Origin of the sequence: Bradyrhizobium sp. SZCCHNS3016 (assembly GCF_032484535.1) — a bacterium.
Lineage (GTDB): Bacteria > Pseudomonadota > Alphaproteobacteria > Rhizobiales > Xanthobacteraceae > Bradyrhizobium.
Map to the genome: position 1 here is coordinate 32,724 of NZ_JAUETE010000016.1, position 17,800 is coordinate 50,523.

Here is a 17,800-nt window from a genome sequence, read left to right on the forward strand (position 1 = left end):
GGGACAAGCGCCATGCTGCTCGAGGTCGACGGCATCGAGACCTGTTACGGCCTGAGCCAGGTCTTGTTCGGCCTGTCGCTGGCGATCCGTCCCGGCGAGATGGTCTCGCTGATGGGCCGCAACGGCATGGGCAAGACCACCACGATCCGCTCGATAATGGGTCTGACCCAGGCTCGCGCCGGCCTGATCCGCTTCAGCGGTCAGGAGACGCGAAAGCTGCCGTCCTACAGGATCGCTCAGCTCGGCATCGGCCTGGTGCCGGAGGGACGGCAGATCTTTCCGAATCTGACCGTCACCGAGAATCTCGTGGCGGCCTCGGCCAACCGGCTCGGCGCGTCCGATCCCTGGACGCTCGACAAGATCCACGCGTTGTTTCCGCGGCTCGCCGAACGCGGCAGCAACATGGGCAACCAGCTCTCCGGCGGCGAGCAGCAGATGCTGGCGATCGGCCGGGCGCTGATGACCAACCCGAAACTCCTCATTCTCGACGAGGCGACCGAGGGCCTGGCGCCGCTGATCCGAGAGGAGATCTGGAACTGCCTGTCGCTGCTGAAATCGCGCGGGCAGTCGATCCTGGTGATCGACAAGAACGTCGGACATCTGACCCGCATCTGCGACCGCCACTACATCATCGAGCGTGGCCGCACCGTGTGGCATGGCACGTCGGAGCAACTGATGGCCGAGCCGGAGCTGCAGCACCGCTATCTGGGTATTTGAGGGCGGCGCGCTGCCGGCTATTCCGACGTGGAAGCGGATTGACTCAAATCAAGATCGCGTCGGGCGTTGGGGCGTAGATTTTGGCAGTTGCCCCGATATGCGCTGATTTTTCGCATTGAGGCGCGGCTTGGACGGGACTATCTTTCCAGGGTAGTAGTTTGTTTTTCCTTTTATCAGAGGTTGAACAAATGCGTGCACCTCGTATTCGAATCGAATCACCACAGAAAGCCGTGGCCGGCCTGCGCGGCTTCTGGTCTGTTCATTCCGACCTCGAGACGGGGCTGTGTCTCGCCTTCATGCTGATCGTCGGAGTCATCGTGAAAATGACACCGCCACTCTAAACCTCAGCGATGGAACGGGATGTACTTCTGGTATTCCTTCGGCACCCGGCTGCGATAGCGCGACGGCACCGTGCCGCTGCGCAGGGAGTCCTCGACTTCCTTGCGCGTGCTGGTCCTCGTCCGCTTCTTCTTCGGCGCGGCCGCCTCGCTGGCCGGCTTGGCGTCGCCGGGGTTTTCGGTCGAGGCGGCTGGTGCGGGAGTGGCTGTCGGCGTGGGGCTTGCGGCGGGAGCAGGTTGCGCCGGCGCATCGGGAGCGGGCGGGCTCTGCGCGAAGGCAGCATCGGCGGCAAGGCCAAGAGCCAGAATGGTTGCCAATGCGATCCCGGAAGACCTGATCATATCAACGATACTCCAAGCGACTGCGACTGACGTGCCTGCCTGATGATGTCGCCCCCGCGCACCGGACGGTTCATGCGGTCGTTGCATGGCCGGCGTCGGCTGATGCGCCACATCGCCCAAGAAGAATTCTGAGTGCCTGATTTTTGAGCACAGCGTGCTGCCGGTTCCGTTGAATCGCAAGCATTTTTCCTGGCATGCGGATTGCTCCCCTTGTTGATCAGAGTTGGCAGCTAGGGTTCCGGTTCTCCATCGAGAATGCTGGTCCGAGAGCAGCCGCCAGGGGAGAGCCCTGGTGCACGGCGGGATAAAAACCCGGGAGACCTCAGTGGCCGCGCTTGGCAGGCACGAGGTTCTTCATGCCAGTCCGCGGTCAGAAAACCGATGAGGGACTGGACATGGGAAGAGCGCGAAATCTGTTTGTTGCACTGCTCGCGGCATCGACGCTGGCGACCGCATCGCTGTCGCCCGCGTCAGCTGAGAAGAAGAAGGAATTCAATATCGCCTGGACGATCTATGTCGGCTGGATGCCGTGGCCGTATGCGGCCGAGTCCGGCATCGTCAAGAAATGGGCGGACAAATACGGCATCTCGATCAAGGTCACCCAGATCAACGACTACGTCGAGTCGATCAACCAGTATACCGCCGGCAAGTTCGACGGCGTCACCGTCACCAACATGGATGCGCTGACCATCCCCGCTGCCGGCGGCGTCGACACGTCGGCCATCATCATGGGCGACTACTCCAACGGCAATGACGGTGTCGTGCTGAAGAAAGGCAAGACCATGGCCGACATCAAGGGCCAGAAGGTCAACCTCGTCGAGCTCTCGGTGTCGCACTATCTGCTGGCGCGCGGCCTCGAGACCGTGAAGCTGTCCGAGAAGAACATCAAGACCGTCAACACCTCCGACGCCGACATCGTCGCCGCTGCGAAGTCGCCCGACACCACCGCGGTCGTGACCTGGAATCCGCAACTCCTGGAGGTGAAGGCCGAGCCGGGTGCGACGCTGGTGTTCGACTCCAGCAAGATCCCCGGTGAGATCGAGGATCTCCTGGTCGTGAACAGCGCGACGCTCAAGGACAATCCCGAGCTCGGCAAGGCGCTGACCGGCATCTGGTACGAGACCATCGCGCTGATGAAGGAACAGAGCGAGAAGGGCAAGGCCGCGCGCGAGGCGATGGCCAAGCTGTCGGGCACCGATCTCGCCGGTTTCGAGACCCAGCTCAAGACCACGTTCATGTACTATGAGCCGAAGGACGCGCTCGCCTTCATGACCGGACCGGAGCTGCCGAAGATCATGGATCTCGTGCGCACCTTCTGTTTCGATCACAATCTGCTTGGCGAGAAGGTGAAGTCGAAGGACGCGGTCGGCATCTCCACGCCAACGAAGGCGCTGGGCTCGGTCAGCAACGTGAAGCTGCGCTTCGATCCGACCTTCATGAAGATGGCGGCCGAAGGAAAGCTCTGACCGTGTTCCCGCCGGGCAACCAGTGTCTCCCCTCATCCTGAGGAGCTTGCGCGGGCGCAAGCGTCTCGAAGAATGACGCCCGGATAGGGGCCTCATGGTTCGAGACGGCGCTGGCGCGCCTCCTTTCAATGAGGAATGATGGAGTCTGTCGATGCCGCGTGCCATGAACGTCGTTCCGAACCGGGGCAGCCGGCTGTTGCTGGCCCTGTTGCCGTTCCTGCTGATCGCGCTGATCTACGTGGTCGGATCGGCGCAGCGGCGCGCGGACAATCCCGACGACAAGCTGCTGCCGCCGGTCTCCGAGATGCTCGCGACCTCCAAGCGGCTCGCGACCGAGCCTGATCGCCGCTCCGGCGACTACGTGCTGTGGTCCGATACGGCGGCGAGCCTGCAGCGCCTCGCGCTCGGGCTCGGCATTTCCGCCGCAATCGGTCTCGTGCTCGGACTCGCCATCGGATTGCTGCCGGTGGCCGGCGCCGGCTTCGGCACGCTGGTCGCGGTGCTGTCGATGATCCCGCCGATGGCGGTGCTGCCGGTTCTGTTCATCGTGTTCGGTCTCGGCGAACTGTCCAAGGTGGTGTTGATCGTCATCGGCGTCACGCCGACGCTGGTGCGCGATCTCTCACTCGAGGTGCAGGCCATGCCGCGCGAGCAGCTGATCAAGGCGCAAACGCTCGGCGGCTCGACCTGGCAGGTCGCGATCCGTGTCGTGCTGCCGCAGATCATGCCGCGCCTGATCAAGTGCCTGCGGCTGATGATCGGCCCGGCGTTCCTGTTCCTGATCTCGGCGGAGGCCATCGCCTCCGACGTCGGGCTCGGCTACCGCATCTTCCTGGTCAGGCGCTATCTGTCGATGGACGTGATCTTGCCCTATGTCGTCTGGATCACGCTGCTCGCCTATCTGTTCGACCTGGCCTTGGTGTGGATCGGCCGGCGCGCGTTCCCCTGGGCATATGACGGGGGAGCGCGCTGATGAGCACGCTGTCGTTCCGCAACGTCTGGGTCGAGTACGGCAACCAGGTCGTGCTCGAACGCATCAACCTCGAGATCGCCTCCGGCACCTTCCTGTCGATCGTAGGTCCCTCAGGCGCGGGCAAGAGCACCTTTCTGCGTCTGATCCTCGGCCAGGAGAAGCCGACGCAAGGCGCCGTGCTGCTCGACGGCCAGCCTTTCCCGGCCGAGCCGGGGCCGGACCGTGGCATCGTGTTCCAGCGCTACTCGGTGTTTCCGCATCTGACCGTGCTCGGCAACGTGCTGCTCGGCTATGAGCTCGCGGCGAGCCCGTTCACGGCCCGGCTGTTCGGGCCGGCGCGCAAGGAGGCGATGGAGAAGAGCCTCGCGCTGATCGAGGCCGTCGGCCTGGCCGAGCATCGCGACAAATATCCAAGCGCGTTGTCCGGCGGCATGCAGCAGCGCCTGGCGATCGCGCAGGCACTGGCGAAGCAGCCGCGCGTGCTGCTGCTCGATGAGCCCTTCGGCGCGCTCGATCCCGGCACCCGCGCCCAGATGCATTCGCTGATCAAGCCGCTGTGGCGCGAGCACAACATGACCATCGTGATGGTCACCCACGACATCAAGGAGGCGTTCGGCCTCGCCACGCGGCTGATCGCACTCGACCGGCCGCGCAAGGATCCGCAGGCGCCGGAGCGGTTCGGCGCGCGCATCACCTACGACCTCGATCTCACCCGCGACAGCGCCGTGCCCGTGCTCGGTTTCATCCGCGCCAGCGTGCAGGCGGCGCAATAGTCAGTTCAAGAAACGTCGAAAGAAACGAAGGAGAGTCTTCATGTCATTCCCATCCATGCGCAGGTCACGCCGTGCCGGCTTGCAGCCGCAGCGCCAGAGCATGCGCCGCCACCATCCGGACTTCGACAAGATGGCCACCCAAGGCTGGCAGGCGCTGGAGGCCGAGGGCAAATTGCCAAGCAACGGCTGGCGCAAGGAGCGGCAATGGGCGCTCGACATGGGCCTGCCCGGCGCCGACAGCCTGACCGATCGCGAGATCCCGACCTTTGCGCGCGGCGAGCTGCCGCATTTCGCCGGGATCAACACCTTCATGAAGGCGCCCTATGTCGAGAACGTCCGCGACGTCGCCAAATACGACGCCGCCGTGATCGGCATTCCCTTCGATTCCGGTACCACCTATCGCCCCGGAACGCGCTTCGGGCCGCAGGGCATCCGCCGCATCTCCGCGCTCTACACGCCCTACAATTACGAGCTCGGCGTCGACCTGCGCGAGCAGATGACCTTGTGCGATGCCGGCGATGTCTTCACCATTCCCGCCAATCTGGAAAAGAGCTTCGACCAGATCAGCCGCGGCGTCGCGCATGTGTTCTCGTCCGGAGCGCTGCCGATCATGCTCGGCGGCGACCATTCGATCGGATTCCCCTGCGTGCGCGGCATCGCGCAGTGTACCGACAAGCGCATCGGCATCATCCATTTCGACCGTCATATCGACATCCAGGAGAAGGATCTCGACGAGCGCATGCACACCACGCCCTGGTACTGGGCGACCAATTTGCCGAACGTGTCGCCGACCAACCTGGTGCAGCTCGGCATCGGCGGCTGGCAGGTGCCGCGCGAGGGCGTCGAGGTCGCGCGCAAGCGCAACACCAACGTGCTGACCATCGCCGACATCGAGAAGATCGGCCTGGAGAAGACCGCCGAGATCGCGCTGGAGCTGGCCTGGAAGGATGCCGACGCGGTCTACATCTCGTTCGACGTCGACTCGATCGACTGTGGCTTCGTGCCCGGCACCGGCTGGCCGGAGCCGGGCGGCTTCCTGCCGCGTGAGGCGCTGAAGTTATTGGGTCTCGTCGCCGCCGAGGGCCTGTGCGGCCTTGAAGTGGTGGAAGTCTCGCCGCCTTACGACACCTCCGACATCACCGCGCTGATCGGCGTCCGCGTCGTGGTCGAGGCGCTCGGCTCGATGGTCGCGCACGGCAAGCTCGGCAGCCACAAGCACATCATCAACAAGCCGGTCAGCTATTGAGGCCCGCGATGCGACATCATCACCACCATCACGGCCATGATCACCACGCGCATGATCACGACGATCATCATGACCATCCGCCGCACGGCCCCGGGCACAACCATGCGCACGGGCGCGCACCGGTGCAGTGGCAGACGCCGCACCAGCCGGAGGGCGCCAAGCCGGTCGCGGTGACCGAGCCCGACCTCGACAAGGTCGAGGCCGCCTTCGTCGACGGCTTCATCGCCGCCCCCGATCCGACCAGCTTCCTGCGGCTGGCGCGCATCCCGTTCGAGATCCTGCGCGATGGCGCCAGCCTCAAGCTGCTGCGGGTGGAGATCGACGCGCTGACCGATGTCGGCAGCCTGACGCCGCATCTCGGCGGCGGCACCTTCCGCTACGATCCGCTGCCGTCGAACTTCATCTCACGCCGCCGCCGGCTGCGCTTTGTCTATTTCGACGGCACCGGCCTGTTGCCGCTGACCTATGCGGAGCTGCGGGAGATCGAGTGACCAGCTCAGAACTCAAGGCAGTGGCGTTCGCTTGAGCGCCGCTGCAAGCGCCTCGAAGCGACCGGTGACTTCCGGCAGCACGAATGCGCGCACGGTCGAGGCCGCCGCGACGCCGATCACCAGCACGATGACATATTGGGCGGCGAGCAGCAGCGTGACGCGCCGGAGCCAGTGCGATCGCGGGTGCTCGGCGGTGCGCGCCGCGACCGGCGGCGGCGCATCGGAGGCGATCAGCCAGTCGTCGTGCTCTTGCGAGGATTCGGACATTTGCTCAGTGCCCCGAGAGCAATTGCTCGAGGCGCGATTTGAGCTGCCTGTTGGCGCGCTCCTGCAGGCGCAAGGCGCGCGCCGTTTCGAGATCGATCACCTCGCCATCGTCGTGATGGAAGGCGAGGCCGGCGCCCGCGCCGTCGCGCCACACCATCTGCGCCGGTCGTGACCATCCGCGCCGTTCGATGCTGATCTCGACGCGGTCCGGCAGCAGCACGCTGCCCTCGAGCTCGACCTTGACGCCGCGGTTGTTGAAATTGCGCACGACGCAGGCCAGCGTCGAGCAGCCTGAATTGAAGGTCAGCACGCCGCCATAGTAGACGCGCTGGCGAGCCTCGCGACGACGATTTTGCATCCCACGTCCTCCAGTGACTTAACGATTGATTAAGCAATCGGAGGGTGTGTGGCGAGTCTCGCCGGTATTGAAATGTGGGTGGTGGTTAATGCGTACCGGACGCTTGCGGCGCGATCGAAGTCGCGCGACGTCTCACGCCCGCGCGAACATCCGGGCGTCGCCAGTCAGCACCGGCTGCACGGCATCGCTCAGCCGCACGGCGGCCGCCTCGACCGACAGCCCCGCCGTATCGACCACCGCATTGGCCCTTGCGTACAGCGGCTCGCGGCTCGCCAGGATGTTGCGCAGCTCGGCCATCGCCGAGCGGTCGTCGGCCATCGGGCGCAGGTCACCTTGTTTGCGCACACGCCCCATGTGCTCCTCCGGCTCGGCCTTGAGCCAGATGGTGTAGAACGAGGTCAGGATCAGGTCGAAGGTGACCGGCTCGGAGACGATGCCGCCGCCGGTCGCGAGCACCATCGGCTCCTTGCGCGCGAGCAGTTGTACCAGGGCGGCCTGCTCCATCCGGCGAAAGCCTTCCTGACCGTAGAGCGCGATGATCTCGGCAACCGAAAGCCCGTTCTGCCGCTCGATCTCCTTGTTCAGCTCGACGAAGCTCCAGCCGATCCGCTCCGCCAGCATCTTGCCGAGCGTCGACTTGCCGGCGCCGCGCAGGCCGATCAGCGCAATGCCTGAGAACGAACGCCGCAGCGGCGCCGATGCGCCGCCGGCAAGCAGCTCCTTGACCTCCGCGATCTGGCTCGGGCTCGCTTTCTTCAGGAGATCGCGAATGACCGGCCAGTCTGGCGATGGCTCGCCGCCGGGGATGATGTCGTCGAGCGGCGCGTTGATCGCATTGGCGATCCGGCGCAGCAGCACGATCGAGACATTGCCTTTGCCGCTTTCGAGTTGGGCGATGTAGCGCTCGGAAATCCCGGAGACCTCGGCCAGCACCTTGCGAGACATGCCGGCGAGGCCGCGCATCCGCCGCACCCGCTGGCCCAGCTGGTCGAGGAAATCGGTCTCGGCCGCGGACTGGCCGTCGTCGCGCGGGGCATCGCTGTGTGGCGTCATATCCCTGAGGTACTCTTTTGACCAGGAAACATAATGCCGAGGAGGATTGACAGCAAGCGACGTTGATGGCCTTGTATGAATTATAATTCAAAAATCCGGGGAGAATGCCGTGAAGTCGTACAATGCGGTATCGTGGTTGCTTGACCGCAATGTCGAGGCGGGCCGCGGCGACAAGCTCGCCTATACGGACACGGTCTCGGAGCTGACCTATCGCGGTCTGCAACAGCAGACCTGCCGCGTCGCCAACATGCTGCGCCGCCTTGGCGTCCGCCGCGAGGAGCGCGTGGCGATGATCATGCTCGACACGGTGGATTTCCCCGCGGTGTTTCTCGGCGCGATGCGCGCGGGCGTCGTCCCGGTGCCGCTCAACACGCTGCTGACCTCGGAACAATACGCCTATGTGCTCGCCGACTGCCGCGCCCGCGTGCTGTTCGTGTCCGAGGCGCTGTATCCGGTGGTGAAGGACATTGTCGGCCGGATGCCGGATCTCGATTGCGTCGTCGTGTCCGGCGCCAATGCCTTCGGCCACAAGCTGCTCACCGAGGAGCTCGCGCGCGAGAGCGATCAGTTCGACACGGTGGCGACCCACGAGGATGAGCCTGCGTTCTGGCTGTATTCATCAGGTTCGACCGGCATGCCCAAGGGCGTGCGCCATCTGCACGGCAATCTCGCCGCGACGGCCGAGACCTATGCCAGCCAAGTGCTCGGCATCCGCGAGAGCGATGTCTGTCTGTCAGCCGCAAAGCTGTTCTTCGCCTATGGCCTCGGCAATGCGCTGACCTTCCCGCTGTCGGTCGGCGCAACCACGATCCTCAACTCCGAGCGCCCGACGCCGGCGCTGATGTTCAAGCTCCTCAACCGCTACAATCCGACCATCTTCTACGGCGTGCCGACCTTGTTCGCCGCGATGCTGCACGATGAGTCGCTGCGCCATGAGAAGGCCGGCAGCGCTCTGCGCATCTGCACTTCGGCCGGGGAGGCGCTGCCGGAATCGGTCGGCAATGCCTGGAAGGCGCGGTTCGGCGTCGACATTCTCGATGGTGTCGGCTCGACCGAGCTGCTGCACATCTTCCTGTCCAACGTGCCCGGGGACATCAAATACGGCTCATCGGGGCGCCCTGTGCCGGGCTATCAGGTTCGTCTTGTCAATGAGGCCGGCCAGGACGTGCCGGACGGCGAGGTCGGCGAGATGCTGGTGCATGCACCGTCCGCCGGTGAGGGCTACTGGAATCAGCGCCACAAGACCCGCTCGACCTTCGAGGGCTATTGGACGCGCACCGGCGACAAATATGTCCGCGACGCCGATGGGCGCTACACCTTCTGCGGCCGCTCCGACGACATGTTCAAGGTCTCCGGCATCTGGGTGTCGCCGTTCGAGGTCGAGAGCGCGCTGATCACGCATCCCTCGGTGCTCGAGGCTGCCGTGGTGCCGGAAGCCGATCCGGAGGGGCTGTTGAAGCCGAAGGCCTATGTCGTGCTGCGCCCGAGCGTCGATCGCTCGACCCTGCACGAGGCACTGAAGGAACACGTCAAGCAGAAGATCGGCCCGTGGAAATATCCGCGCTGGATCGAGGTGGTGGACAGCCTGCCGAAAACCGCGACCGGCAAGATCCAGCGCTTCAAGCTGCGTGAGGGGGCGCATTAGCTGTCATTGGCTGTCATTCCCGCGCGCGACGCAGTCGCGAACCCGGAAGCTCGACGTGGGTGAAATCAAGCGACAGACAATCTCGAGATTCCGGATCGGCCCAGCTTCGCTGCGCCGTCCGGAATGACGGGCCGGGATATGTGCATGGTGACGCAACTCATCGCCGCGAACTCTGCTCGGCTCTCTCCCCCCTTGTGGGGGAGAGGTGGAGAGGGAGGTACCACGCGCGCCGGTGCGTGTGGCTTACCCCCCTCCCTAGCCCTCCCCCACAAGGGGGGAGGGAACGACGGAGCCCGCCGCGCGAGTGTTGTTCGTCATCGGCAGGCGCGGAGATCGCGATGACCCTGGCTCCACCAGGCTTCCTCACCATCGATTCCGCCGATCTCGAATATCGCCTGATCGGTCCACAGCCCTCCGACGCGCCATGCATCGTGCTGCTGCATGAGGGCCTCGGCTCGGTCGGCCTGTGGGGCGATTTTCCCGACAAGCTCCAAGCCGCCACCGGCGCCTCCGTGTTCGCCTATTCGCGCGCCGGCTACGGCGCCTCAAGCCCGGTGATGCTGCCGCGGCCGCTCGACTACATGCAACGCGAGGCCCGCGATGTGCTGCCGAAGCTGCTCGATCAGATCGGCTTTCAGCGCGGTCTCCTCGTCGGCCATTCCGACGGCGCCTCGATCGCGGCGATCTACGCCGGCGGCCGCGCCGATCATCGCCTCGACGGCATCGTGCTGATCGCGCCGCATGTCGTCGTCGAGGACGTCTCGGTCGCGTCGATCGCCGCTATCAAGACCACTTACGAAACCACGGAGCTGCGCACCAAGCTCGGCCGCTGGCACAAGGACGTCGACAACGCGTTTTACGGCTGGAACGGCGCCTGGCTCGATCCGGCATTTCGGGCCTGGGATATCACCGGCGACCTCGCCTACATCCGCGTCCCCGTCGCGGTGATCCAGGGTGTCGACGACCAGTACGGCACCATCCGCCAGGTCGAGATCATCCAAGAGGAGTGCTACTGCCCGGTCGAGGTGACGATGCTGCCCAACACCGGCCATTCCCCGCATCGCGAGTCGCCTGACGCCACCTTGCGGGTCATCGCCGAGTTCGCGGCCGCGACCTTGCCGGCCCCGGCATCACAAACATGAAACAAAGTGCATGTTTCGGCGTTTTGTCGTAGACGTCAGTCAGAACATGAATTATTATGCATCTCAACGATAAGCACTCCAACGAAGGGTGACTCATGGCCGGGGAAGACCGCGTGCTCGCGGGAGGCAAGACGTTCATCGATTTCCAGACCGATCCCTCCCGCTACAGGCATTGGAAGCTGTCGATCGACGGCGAGGTGGCGACGCTCGCCATGGACGTCGACGAGAATGGTGGCCTGTTCGAGGGCTACCAGCTCAAGCTCAATTCCTATGATCTAGGTGTCGACATCGAGCTGGCGGACGCCGTGCAGCGGCTGCGCTTCGAACACCCCGAGGTGAAGGTGGTCGTGCTACGCTCGGCCAAGCCGCGTGTGTTCTGCGCCGGCGCCAACATCCGCATGCTCGCGGGCGCCACCCATGCCCACAAGGTGAACTTCTGCAAGTTCACCAACGAGACCCGCAACGGCTTCGAGGATTCGAGCGAGAATTCCGGCCAGCGCTTCATTACCGTGGTGAACGGCACAGCGGCCGGCGGTGGCTATGAGCTCGCGCTCGCCACCGACCACATCATCCTCGCCGACGACGGTTCCTCCTCGGTGTCGCTGCCGGAGGTGCCGCTGCTCGCCGTGCTGCCGGGCACCGGCGGCCTGACGCGCGTCGTCGACAAGCGCAAGGTGCGCCGCGATCGCGCCGATGCGTTCTGCACGACGGAAGAGGGCGTCAAGGGCAAGCGCGCCGTGCAGTGGCGACTGGTCGATGAGATCGCGCCGAACTCCAAGGTCGATGTCAAGGTCGCCGAGCGCGCCAAGGAGTTCGCGGCGGCCTCCAAGCGCAACGGCCGCGGCAAGGGCGTTGCGCTCACGCCGCTCAAGCGCGTGATCGATGCGTCGAGCGTGCGCTACGGCTTCGTCAACGTCGACATCGATCGCGGCGCCCGCATCGCCACGATCACGATCTCGGCCCCCGAAGCCGCGCCGCCCGCCGACATCGACGGCATGATCGCGCAGGGCGCATCGTTCTGGCCGCTGCAGGTTGCGCGCGAGCTGGATGATGCCATCCTGCATCTGCGCATCAACGAGCTCGGCATCGCCATGCTGGTGTTCAAGTCGCATGGCGAGCGCGCCCAGGTGCTGGCCCATGACGCCTTCCTGGAGGCCAACAAGGCGCATTGGCTGGTCAACGAGATCCGTCACTATTGGAAGCGGGTGCTGAAGCGCATCGACGTCACGTCGCGGACGCTGGTGACCTTGGTCGAACCCGGCTCCTGCTTCGCCGGCACACTCGCCGAGCTCGTGTTCGCCTCCGACCGCTCCTACATGCTGATCGGCACTATCCAGGGCGACAACCGTCCGGCGCCGGCGATCGAATTGTCGGCGATGAATTTCGGCCCCTATCCGATGAGTCACGGCCTGACGCGGCTGGAGTCGCGCTTCCTCGCTGATCCCAACGATCTCGAGCGTGTCCGCGCGCAGACCGGCAAGCCGCTCGAGGCCGATGAGGCCGAGGAGCTCGGCCTCGTCACCTTCGCGCTCGACGACATCGACTGGGAGGACGAGATCCGCGTCTTCCTTGAGGAGCGCGCCAGCTTCTCGCCGGACAGCCTCACGGGTCTCGAAGCCAATCTGCGCTTCGCCGGCCCCGAGACGATGGAATCGAAGATCTTCGCCCGCCTCACCGCCTGGCAGAACTGGATCTTCCAGCGCCCCAACGCGGTCGGCGAGGAGGGCGCGCTCCGGCGTTACGGCACCGGCGAGCGGCCGAACTACGACATGACGCGCGTGTAAGGGGAGCGAATAGGGAGTGGCGAATAGCGAATAGGGAGGGATGTCTGGAACCTCTATTCGCTACTCGCCATTCGCTACTCGCCTCCAACAGATCAAAGCCCCCGGGAGGTCTCCATGAACATGAACATCATGAACGTCGACTACTCGACCAAGATTCCGAACAACGTGAATCTCGCCGAGGACCGTCAGGTCCTCAAGGCGCTGGAGGGCTGGCATCCCGGCTATGTCGACTGGTGGAATGACATGGGCCCCGAGGGCTTCCAGCAGTCGCTGGTGTATCTGCGTACGGCCTATTCGGTTGATCCGCGCGGCTGGGCCAAGTTCGACTACGTCAAGATGCCGGACTATCGCTGGGGCATTCTCCTTGCTCCGCAGGAAGAGGATCGTAAGATCCCGTTCGGCGAGCACTATGGCGAGCCGGCGTGGCAGGAGGTTCCCGGCGAATACCGCGCGCTGATGCGCCGCCTGATCGTGATCCAGGGCGACACCGAGCCGGCCTCGGTCGAGCAGCAGCGCCACCTCGGCAAGACCGCGCCGTCGCTCTACGACATGCGCAATCTGTTCCAGGTCAACGTCGAGGAGGGTCGCCATCTCTGGGCAATGGTCTATCTGCTGCAGAAATATTTCGGCCGTGACGGCCGTGAGGAGGCCGACGAGCTGCTGCGCCGCCGCTCGGGCGACGCGGATTCCCCGCGCATGCTCGGCGCCTTCAACGAGAAGACGCCGGACTGGCTGTCGTTCTTCATGTTCACCTACTTCACCGACCGCGACGGCAAGATGCAGCTGCACTCGCTCGCGCAGTCCGGCTTCGACCCGCTGTCGCGCACCTGCCGCTTCATGCTGACCGAAGAGGCGCACCACATGTTCGTCGGCGAGACCGGCGTCGGCCGCGTCATCCAGCGCACCGTCGAGGCGATGCGCGCCGCCGGCATCGATGATCCCACCGACATCGCCAAGGTCCGCGCGCTCGGCGTCATCGACTTGCCGACGATCCAGAAGAAGCTGAACTTGCACTACACGCTGTCGCTCGACCTGTTCGGCTCGGAGGTCTCGACCAACGCTGCGAACGCCTTCAATGCCGGCATCAAGGGCCGCTATCACGAGACCCAGATCCAGGACGATCACCAGCTCAAGAACGCGACCTATCCGGTGCTCAAGCTGGTCGACGGCGAGATCAAGCGGGTCGACGAGCCGGCGCTGACCGCGCTCAACATGCGCCTGCGCGACGACTACTCGCAGGACTGCGTCAAGGGCCTGTTGCGCTGGAACAAGATCATCAGCACGGCGGGCTACGACTTCCAGCTCAAGCTGCCGCATACGGCCTTCCACCGCGCCATCGGCGAGTTCAAGGACGTCCATGCGACGCCCGACGGCATCCTGATCGACGAGGGGACCTGGGCCAAGCGCAAGAGTGACTGGCTGCCCTCGACCGATGACGGCGCCTACATCTCCTCATTGATGAAGCCGGTCACCGAGATCGGCGAGTACGCGTCGTGGATCGCGCCCCCGAAGGTCGGCATCGACAACAAGCCGGGCGATTTCGAGTACGTGAAGATCGAGACTTGATGAGAGGCGAATAGCGAGTTGCGAGTAGCGAATAGGGGAAGTAGCGCTATTCGCTATTCGCTATTCGCTATTCGCTATTCGCTATTCGCCCTTCTCAGCTATCCCAGCCCGCGCCCGGAATCCCCGGGTTTGCGTAGACGATACCGCCATCGACCGCGATCGTATTCCCCACCACGTAGTCGCCCGCGCGCGAGGCGAGGAAGATCGCTGTGCCCGCCATGTCCTCGTCGGTGCCGATGCGCCCGGCGGGCACGCGCGAGGCGACCTCGTCGGCGTTGTCGCGTGCGGCCTTGTTCATGTCGGACTTGAACGGTCCCGGCGCGATCGCGGTCACCACGATGTGGTCCTTGATCAGCTTCGCCGCCATGCGCCGCGTCAGATGGATCAGGCCGGACTTGCTCGCCGCGTAGGAATAGGTCTCGAGCGGGTTGACGAAGATGCCGTCGATCGAGGCGATGTTGATGACCTTTGCGGGCCGTTCGGCGCTGGCCGCCGCACGCAAGGGAGCTGCGAGCGCCTTGGTCAGGAAGAACGGCGTCTTGAGGTTGAGGTTCATCACCTTGTCCCAGCCGCTCTCCGGGAATTCGTCGAAGTCGGCGCCCCACGCCGCGCCGGCATTGTTGACGAGGATGTCGAGCTTGGGCTCGCGCTTCTTGATCTCGCCCGCGAGCGTCTCGATGCCGGCCATCGTCGAAATGTCGATCGGCAGCGCGACGCATTCGCCGCCATATTCCGTCGTCAGTGCCTTGGCGGTCGCCTCGCAGGGCCCGGCCTTGCGCGCGGTGATATAGACCCGCGCCGCGCCATGCGCGAGCAGGCCGGATGCGATCATCTTGCCGATGCCGCGCGAGCCGCCGGTGACGAGCGCGATGCGTCCTTCGAGTGAGAACAAGTTCCTGAGCATGAAGCCTCCCTTTTCTTATGTCATGCGCGCTTGTGAGCGGGACGCGCCAGCACGTCAAGTGAGACGCAGTCGCACGAAATCGCCGCAATTCAATCGGGGGAACGTTATGGCGGGGCCTATGCCGCGTCGATGCGGCGGAAGCCGTTCCACATCGCGGTGGCCGCGCCCGAGGTCAGCACCGGCAGCACGCGGGCGTCCTGGTAGTGGCCGTTCAGCGAGACACGCGACAGGGCCGTGAGATGATCGGCGCTCTCGGCGAAGATCATGCCGGGGCGCGTGGTGACGGCGGTCTTGTAGCCGCTCGCGGCCGCCAGCACGAACTCGCGCTGGGAGGCGGCGGCGCGGTCGCCGTAGGGATAGGCCATGTGCAGCACCGGCCGCTGCAACTCGTTCTCGATCCGAGCACGGCTGTCGGCGATCTCGATGCGCGCCGTCTCCTCGGTCTGCTTGGCGAGATTGCAGTGACTGATCGAATGTGCGCCGATCGAGATCAATGGCTCAGTCGACAGCGCCCGGAGCTCGTCCCAGGACAGGCAGAGCTCACGGCAGATCGAGGCCTCGTCGACGTCGTAGCGCGCGCACAGCGCGCTGATCTCACGCCGGACGTCGTGCTCGCCCGGCAGTGCGCGCAGCCAATCGTGCAGGCGCTGGAACGTCACGCATTTGGCTGCCGGCGTCGATGCATCGAGCTGCAGCGACAGCCCGCCGATCTCGATGTCGATCGTTTGCGCCTTCGCGACCAGCCGCTCCAGCGTCACCCACCAGAGCCGGCCCAGTCCCGATGCGAAATCGCTCGTCACATAGATGGTGAACGGCGCATCGAACTCGCGCATGACAGGCAGCGCGAAGTCGCGATTGTCGCGATAGCCGTCGTCGAAGGTGAAGCAGGCGAAGCGGCGCGAGAAGTCCTTCGCCACCAGCCGGCTGTGCAACTCGTCGAGGGTGATGATCTCGATGTCGTGGTCGCGCAGGTGCGACAACATTTCGCGCAGGAAATCCGGCGTGACCTCGAGGTGACAATTGGGCTGGAAATCGGCGTCGTGGTGCGGCCGCACATGATGCAGCGTATAGATCGCTCCCACGCCCGAGAAGATCGGGCGCAGCCAGACATGCGCGCCGCTCAGATACAGCGCTTCCAGGCCGGCACGGATAAAGGTTTTGCGAAATCGCCTCATCTGAAATATGCGGCCCGGTGAGTGTCGGGACAAGGTTACCGACGAATGATTGAAGAAAGCCTTAGCCTGCGGTCGCAACGTACCGTGCGGCGCGCCTCATTTCCGGTTTGACAGGCATGCAAGGGTTTGTTTTCTCTCTGCTTCCTCGATGCGACGGATGACGAATGCGTGGACTTTTCAGGTGGAGCGGGAAATGGTGGCCTGGCGTCCTCCCGCTGATCGTGCTTTGGGGCCTCGCGGCCTGGACCAGCACCGTTCCCCTGGAGAATGATCTCGCCGGCCGCAGTTCGGCCGTCCTGAAGGGGGCCGTGCTCGACAGGACAAGCATCACGGTGGATGGCCGCGATGTCTCGCTGCGCGCCAATGCTTTTTCCGAGGCTGGACGCCGCGATGCGGTCGCTGCGGTGGACGGCGTGGCCGGCGTGCGGCTCGTCAACGACGAGACGCGGCTGGTCCCCGAGGCCAAGCCCTTCGTCTGGTCGGCCGAACGCGACGTCGTCCGGGTGACGCTGGGCGGCAATGCGCCGCTGCCCGCCTTGAAGGGCAGGCTGATGGACGCGACGCGGGCGGCGCTGCCGGGCGTGGAGGTCGCTGACCAGATGGGCCTGGCGCGCGGCGCGCCAACGCGCTTCGAGGATGCGGCGCTGCTGCTGATCGGCCAGATCGGCAGGCTGAAGGACGGCAAGTTCACGATCTCCGATGGCGAGGTCGCATTGTCCGGCATGGCACGCGAGCTCGGCGGCCGCGAGGCGATCGCGGCCGCGCTCGGCAAGCTGCCGGACGGCTTCAAGGTCGCCAGCAATGAGGTCAAGGCGCCACCCTACATCTTCCAGGCCTACAAGGACCCGGTCGCGGTCACCGTGACGCTCGCCGGCAACGTTCCCGACGAGAACATCCACGCCGTTGTCGTCGGCTCTTCATCGCGAAAATTCTTCAGCGAGAAGGTCGTGGATAATCTCAAGAACAGCATCGGTGCGCCCACCAACTTCGTGAATGCGGTGGTGCCGGCGCTGGGCGCCTTGTCGCGGCTGTCGACCGGCACGCTGGTGGTGTCCGACCGCGACATCAAGATCTCCGGCGACGCGCTCTATGACGCAGCAGCAGCCCAGATCCGGACCGGGCTCGCCAAAGATGTCCCACAGGGCTGGCAGGTGAAGGCCGACATCACGGTGAAGCCGGCAGCCGCCCCGGTCGATCCCACGGTGTGCCAGCAGCTGTTCTCCGACCTGCTCGGCAAGGCGAAGATCCGATTCGAGACCAGCCGCAGCGACCTCGACAGGGATTCCACCGGTCTGCTCGACCGCCTCGTCGAGATCGCGTTCCGCTGCCCCTCCGCCAATGTCGAGATCATCGGCCACACCGATGCCGATGGCGACCCCGCGGCCAATCAGGTGCTGTCGCAGAAGCGCGCCCAGGCCGTGGTCGATTATCTGGTCAAGGCCGGATTGCCGGCCGACCGCTTCACCCCGATCGGCTATGGCAGCACCCAGCCGGTCGTCTCCAACGACACCGCCGACGGCCGGGCGCAGAACCGCCGCATCGAATTCGTGGTGAGGTAAC

17 protein-coding genes and 1 riboswitch are annotated in these 17,800 nt (G+C 64.8%); of the genes, 11 read left to right on the plus strand and 6 right to left on the minus strand.

Annotated features, from left to right (window positions below):
- The first annotated feature begins 12 nt into the window (after nucleotides 1-12).
- Complete coding sequence (locus QW881_RS26375; RefSeq protein ID WP_315757686.1) at nucleotides 13-717, plus strand: ABC transporter ATP-binding protein; 705 nt, start codon at nucleotides 13-15, stop codon at nucleotides 715-717.
- Between the two features lie 344 nt (nucleotides 718-1,061).
- On the opposite strand, the gene QW881_RS26380 is transcribed toward QW881_RS26375, so the two are convergent.
- Complete coding sequence (locus tag QW881_RS26380) at nucleotides 1,062-1,397, minus strand: hypothetical protein (RefSeq protein ID WP_315757657.1); 336 nt, start codon at nucleotides 1,395-1,397, stop codon at nucleotides 1,062-1,064.
- A 219-nt stretch (nucleotides 1,398-1,616) separates the two neighbouring features.
- Nucleotides 1,617-1,718, plus strand: a riboswitch (guanidine-I (ykkC/yxkD leader).
- Nucleotides 1,719-1,792: 74 nt separating this feature from the next.
- Between QW881_RS26380 and QW881_RS26385 the strand changes: the two genes are divergently transcribed.
- From QW881_RS26385 to QW881_RS26405, 5 genes are all read left to right on the plus strand, one after another.
- Complete coding sequence (locus QW881_RS26385; protein ID WP_315757656.1) at nucleotides 1,793-2,863, plus strand: putative urea ABC transporter substrate-binding protein; 1,071 nt, start codon at nucleotides 1,793-1,795, stop codon at nucleotides 2,861-2,863.
- 151 nt (nucleotides 2,864-3,014) lie between these two features.
- On the plus strand, nucleotides 3,015-3,836 hold the full coding sequence (locus QW881_RS26390) for an ABC transporter permease (RefSeq protein ID WP_315757655.1): 822 nt from the start codon (nucleotides 3,015-3,017) through the stop codon (nucleotides 3,834-3,836).
- A complete protein-coding gene (locus QW881_RS26395; protein ID WP_315757654.1) occupies nucleotides 3,836-4,609 on the plus strand; it encodes an ABC transporter ATP-binding protein in 774 nt (257 codons plus the stop codon). Before QW881_RS26390 ends, QW881_RS26395 begins: the two co-directional genes overlap by 1 nt.
- Nucleotides 4,610-4,649: 40 nt before the next feature.
- A complete protein-coding gene (locus QW881_RS26400; protein WP_315757653.1) occupies nucleotides 4,650-5,855 on the plus strand; it encodes an agmatinase family protein in 1,206 nt (401 codons plus the stop codon).
- 122 nt (nucleotides 5,856-5,977) lie between these two features.
- On the plus strand, nucleotides 5,978-6,346 hold the full coding sequence (locus QW881_RS26405) for a hypothetical protein (protein WP_315757685.1): 369 nt from the start codon (nucleotides 5,978-5,980) through the stop codon (nucleotides 6,344-6,346).
- 12 nt (nucleotides 6,347-6,358) lie between these two features.
- Here QW881_RS26405 and QW881_RS26410 read toward each other — a convergent pair whose 3' ends face one another.
- From QW881_RS26410 to QW881_RS26420, 3 genes are all read right to left on the minus strand, one after another.
- Nucleotides 6,359-6,613, minus strand: a complete 255-nt coding sequence (locus QW881_RS26410; protein WP_315757652.1) for a hypothetical protein — start codon at nucleotides 6,611-6,613, stop codon at nucleotides 6,359-6,361.
- A gap of 4 nt (nucleotides 6,614-6,617) precedes the next feature.
- Nucleotides 6,618-6,971 (minus strand): PilZ domain-containing protein, encoded by a 354-nt coding sequence (locus QW881_RS26415; protein ID WP_315757651.1) that lies wholly within the window; start codon nucleotides 6,969-6,971, stop codon nucleotides 6,618-6,620.
- A gap of 132 nt (nucleotides 6,972-7,103) precedes the next feature.
- Nucleotides 7,104-8,024, minus strand: a complete 921-nt coding sequence (locus tag QW881_RS26420; protein ID WP_315757650.1) for a helix-turn-helix transcriptional regulator — start codon at nucleotides 8,022-8,024, stop codon at nucleotides 7,104-7,106.
- A 109-nt stretch (nucleotides 8,025-8,133) separates the two neighbouring features.
- Here QW881_RS26420 and QW881_RS26425 point away from each other — a divergent pair, with 109 nt between their 5' ends.
- From QW881_RS26425 to boxB, 4 genes are all read left to right on the plus strand, one after another.
- Entirely contained in the window at nucleotides 8,134-9,669 is a 1,536-nt protein-coding gene (locus QW881_RS26425) for a benzoate-CoA ligase family protein (RefSeq protein WP_315757649.1), read from the plus strand.
- A 338-nt stretch (nucleotides 9,670-10,007) separates the two neighbouring features.
- Nucleotides 10,008-10,811, plus strand: coding sequence for an alpha/beta hydrolase (locus tag QW881_RS26430; RefSeq protein WP_315757648.1), 804 nt, complete (start codon nucleotides 10,008-10,010; stop codon nucleotides 10,809-10,811).
- 95 nt (nucleotides 10,812-10,906) lie between these two features.
- Nucleotides 10,907-12,595, plus strand: coding sequence for a 2,3-epoxybenzoyl-CoA dihydrolase (boxC, locus tag QW881_RS26435; protein ID WP_315757647.1), 1,689 nt, complete (start codon nucleotides 10,907-10,909; stop codon nucleotides 12,593-12,595).
- A 114-nt stretch (nucleotides 12,596-12,709) separates the two neighbouring features.
- Nucleotides 12,710-14,161 (plus strand): benzoyl-CoA 2,3-epoxidase subunit BoxB, encoded by a 1,452-nt coding sequence (gene boxB, locus QW881_RS26440; RefSeq protein WP_315757646.1) that lies wholly within the window; start codon nucleotides 12,710-12,712, stop codon nucleotides 14,159-14,161.
- 94 nt (nucleotides 14,162-14,255) lie between these two features.
- Here boxB and QW881_RS26445 read toward each other — a convergent pair whose 3' ends face one another.
- On the minus strand, nucleotides 14,256-15,065 hold the full coding sequence (locus QW881_RS26445) for an SDR family oxidoreductase (protein ID WP_315717136.1): 810 nt from the start codon (nucleotides 15,063-15,065) through the stop codon (nucleotides 14,256-14,258).
- 116 nt (nucleotides 15,066-15,181) lie between these two features.
- Nucleotides 15,182-16,240 carry a polysaccharide deacetylase family protein gene (locus QW881_RS26450; RefSeq protein ID WP_315757645.1) on the minus strand — a complete coding sequence of 353 codons (1,059 nt, stop codon included), beginning with the start codon at nucleotides 16,238-16,240 and terminating at the stop codon, nucleotides 15,182-15,184.
- A 164-nt stretch (nucleotides 16,241-16,404) separates the two neighbouring features.
- On the opposite strand from QW881_RS26450, the gene QW881_RS26455 reads away from it, so the two are divergent.
- Nucleotides 16,405-17,799 carry an OmpA family protein gene (locus QW881_RS26455; protein ID WP_316158922.1) on the plus strand — a complete coding sequence of 465 codons (1,395 nt, stop codon included), beginning with the start codon at nucleotides 16,405-16,407 and terminating at the stop codon, nucleotides 17,797-17,799.
- Nucleotide 17,800: the final 1 nt, after the last annotated feature.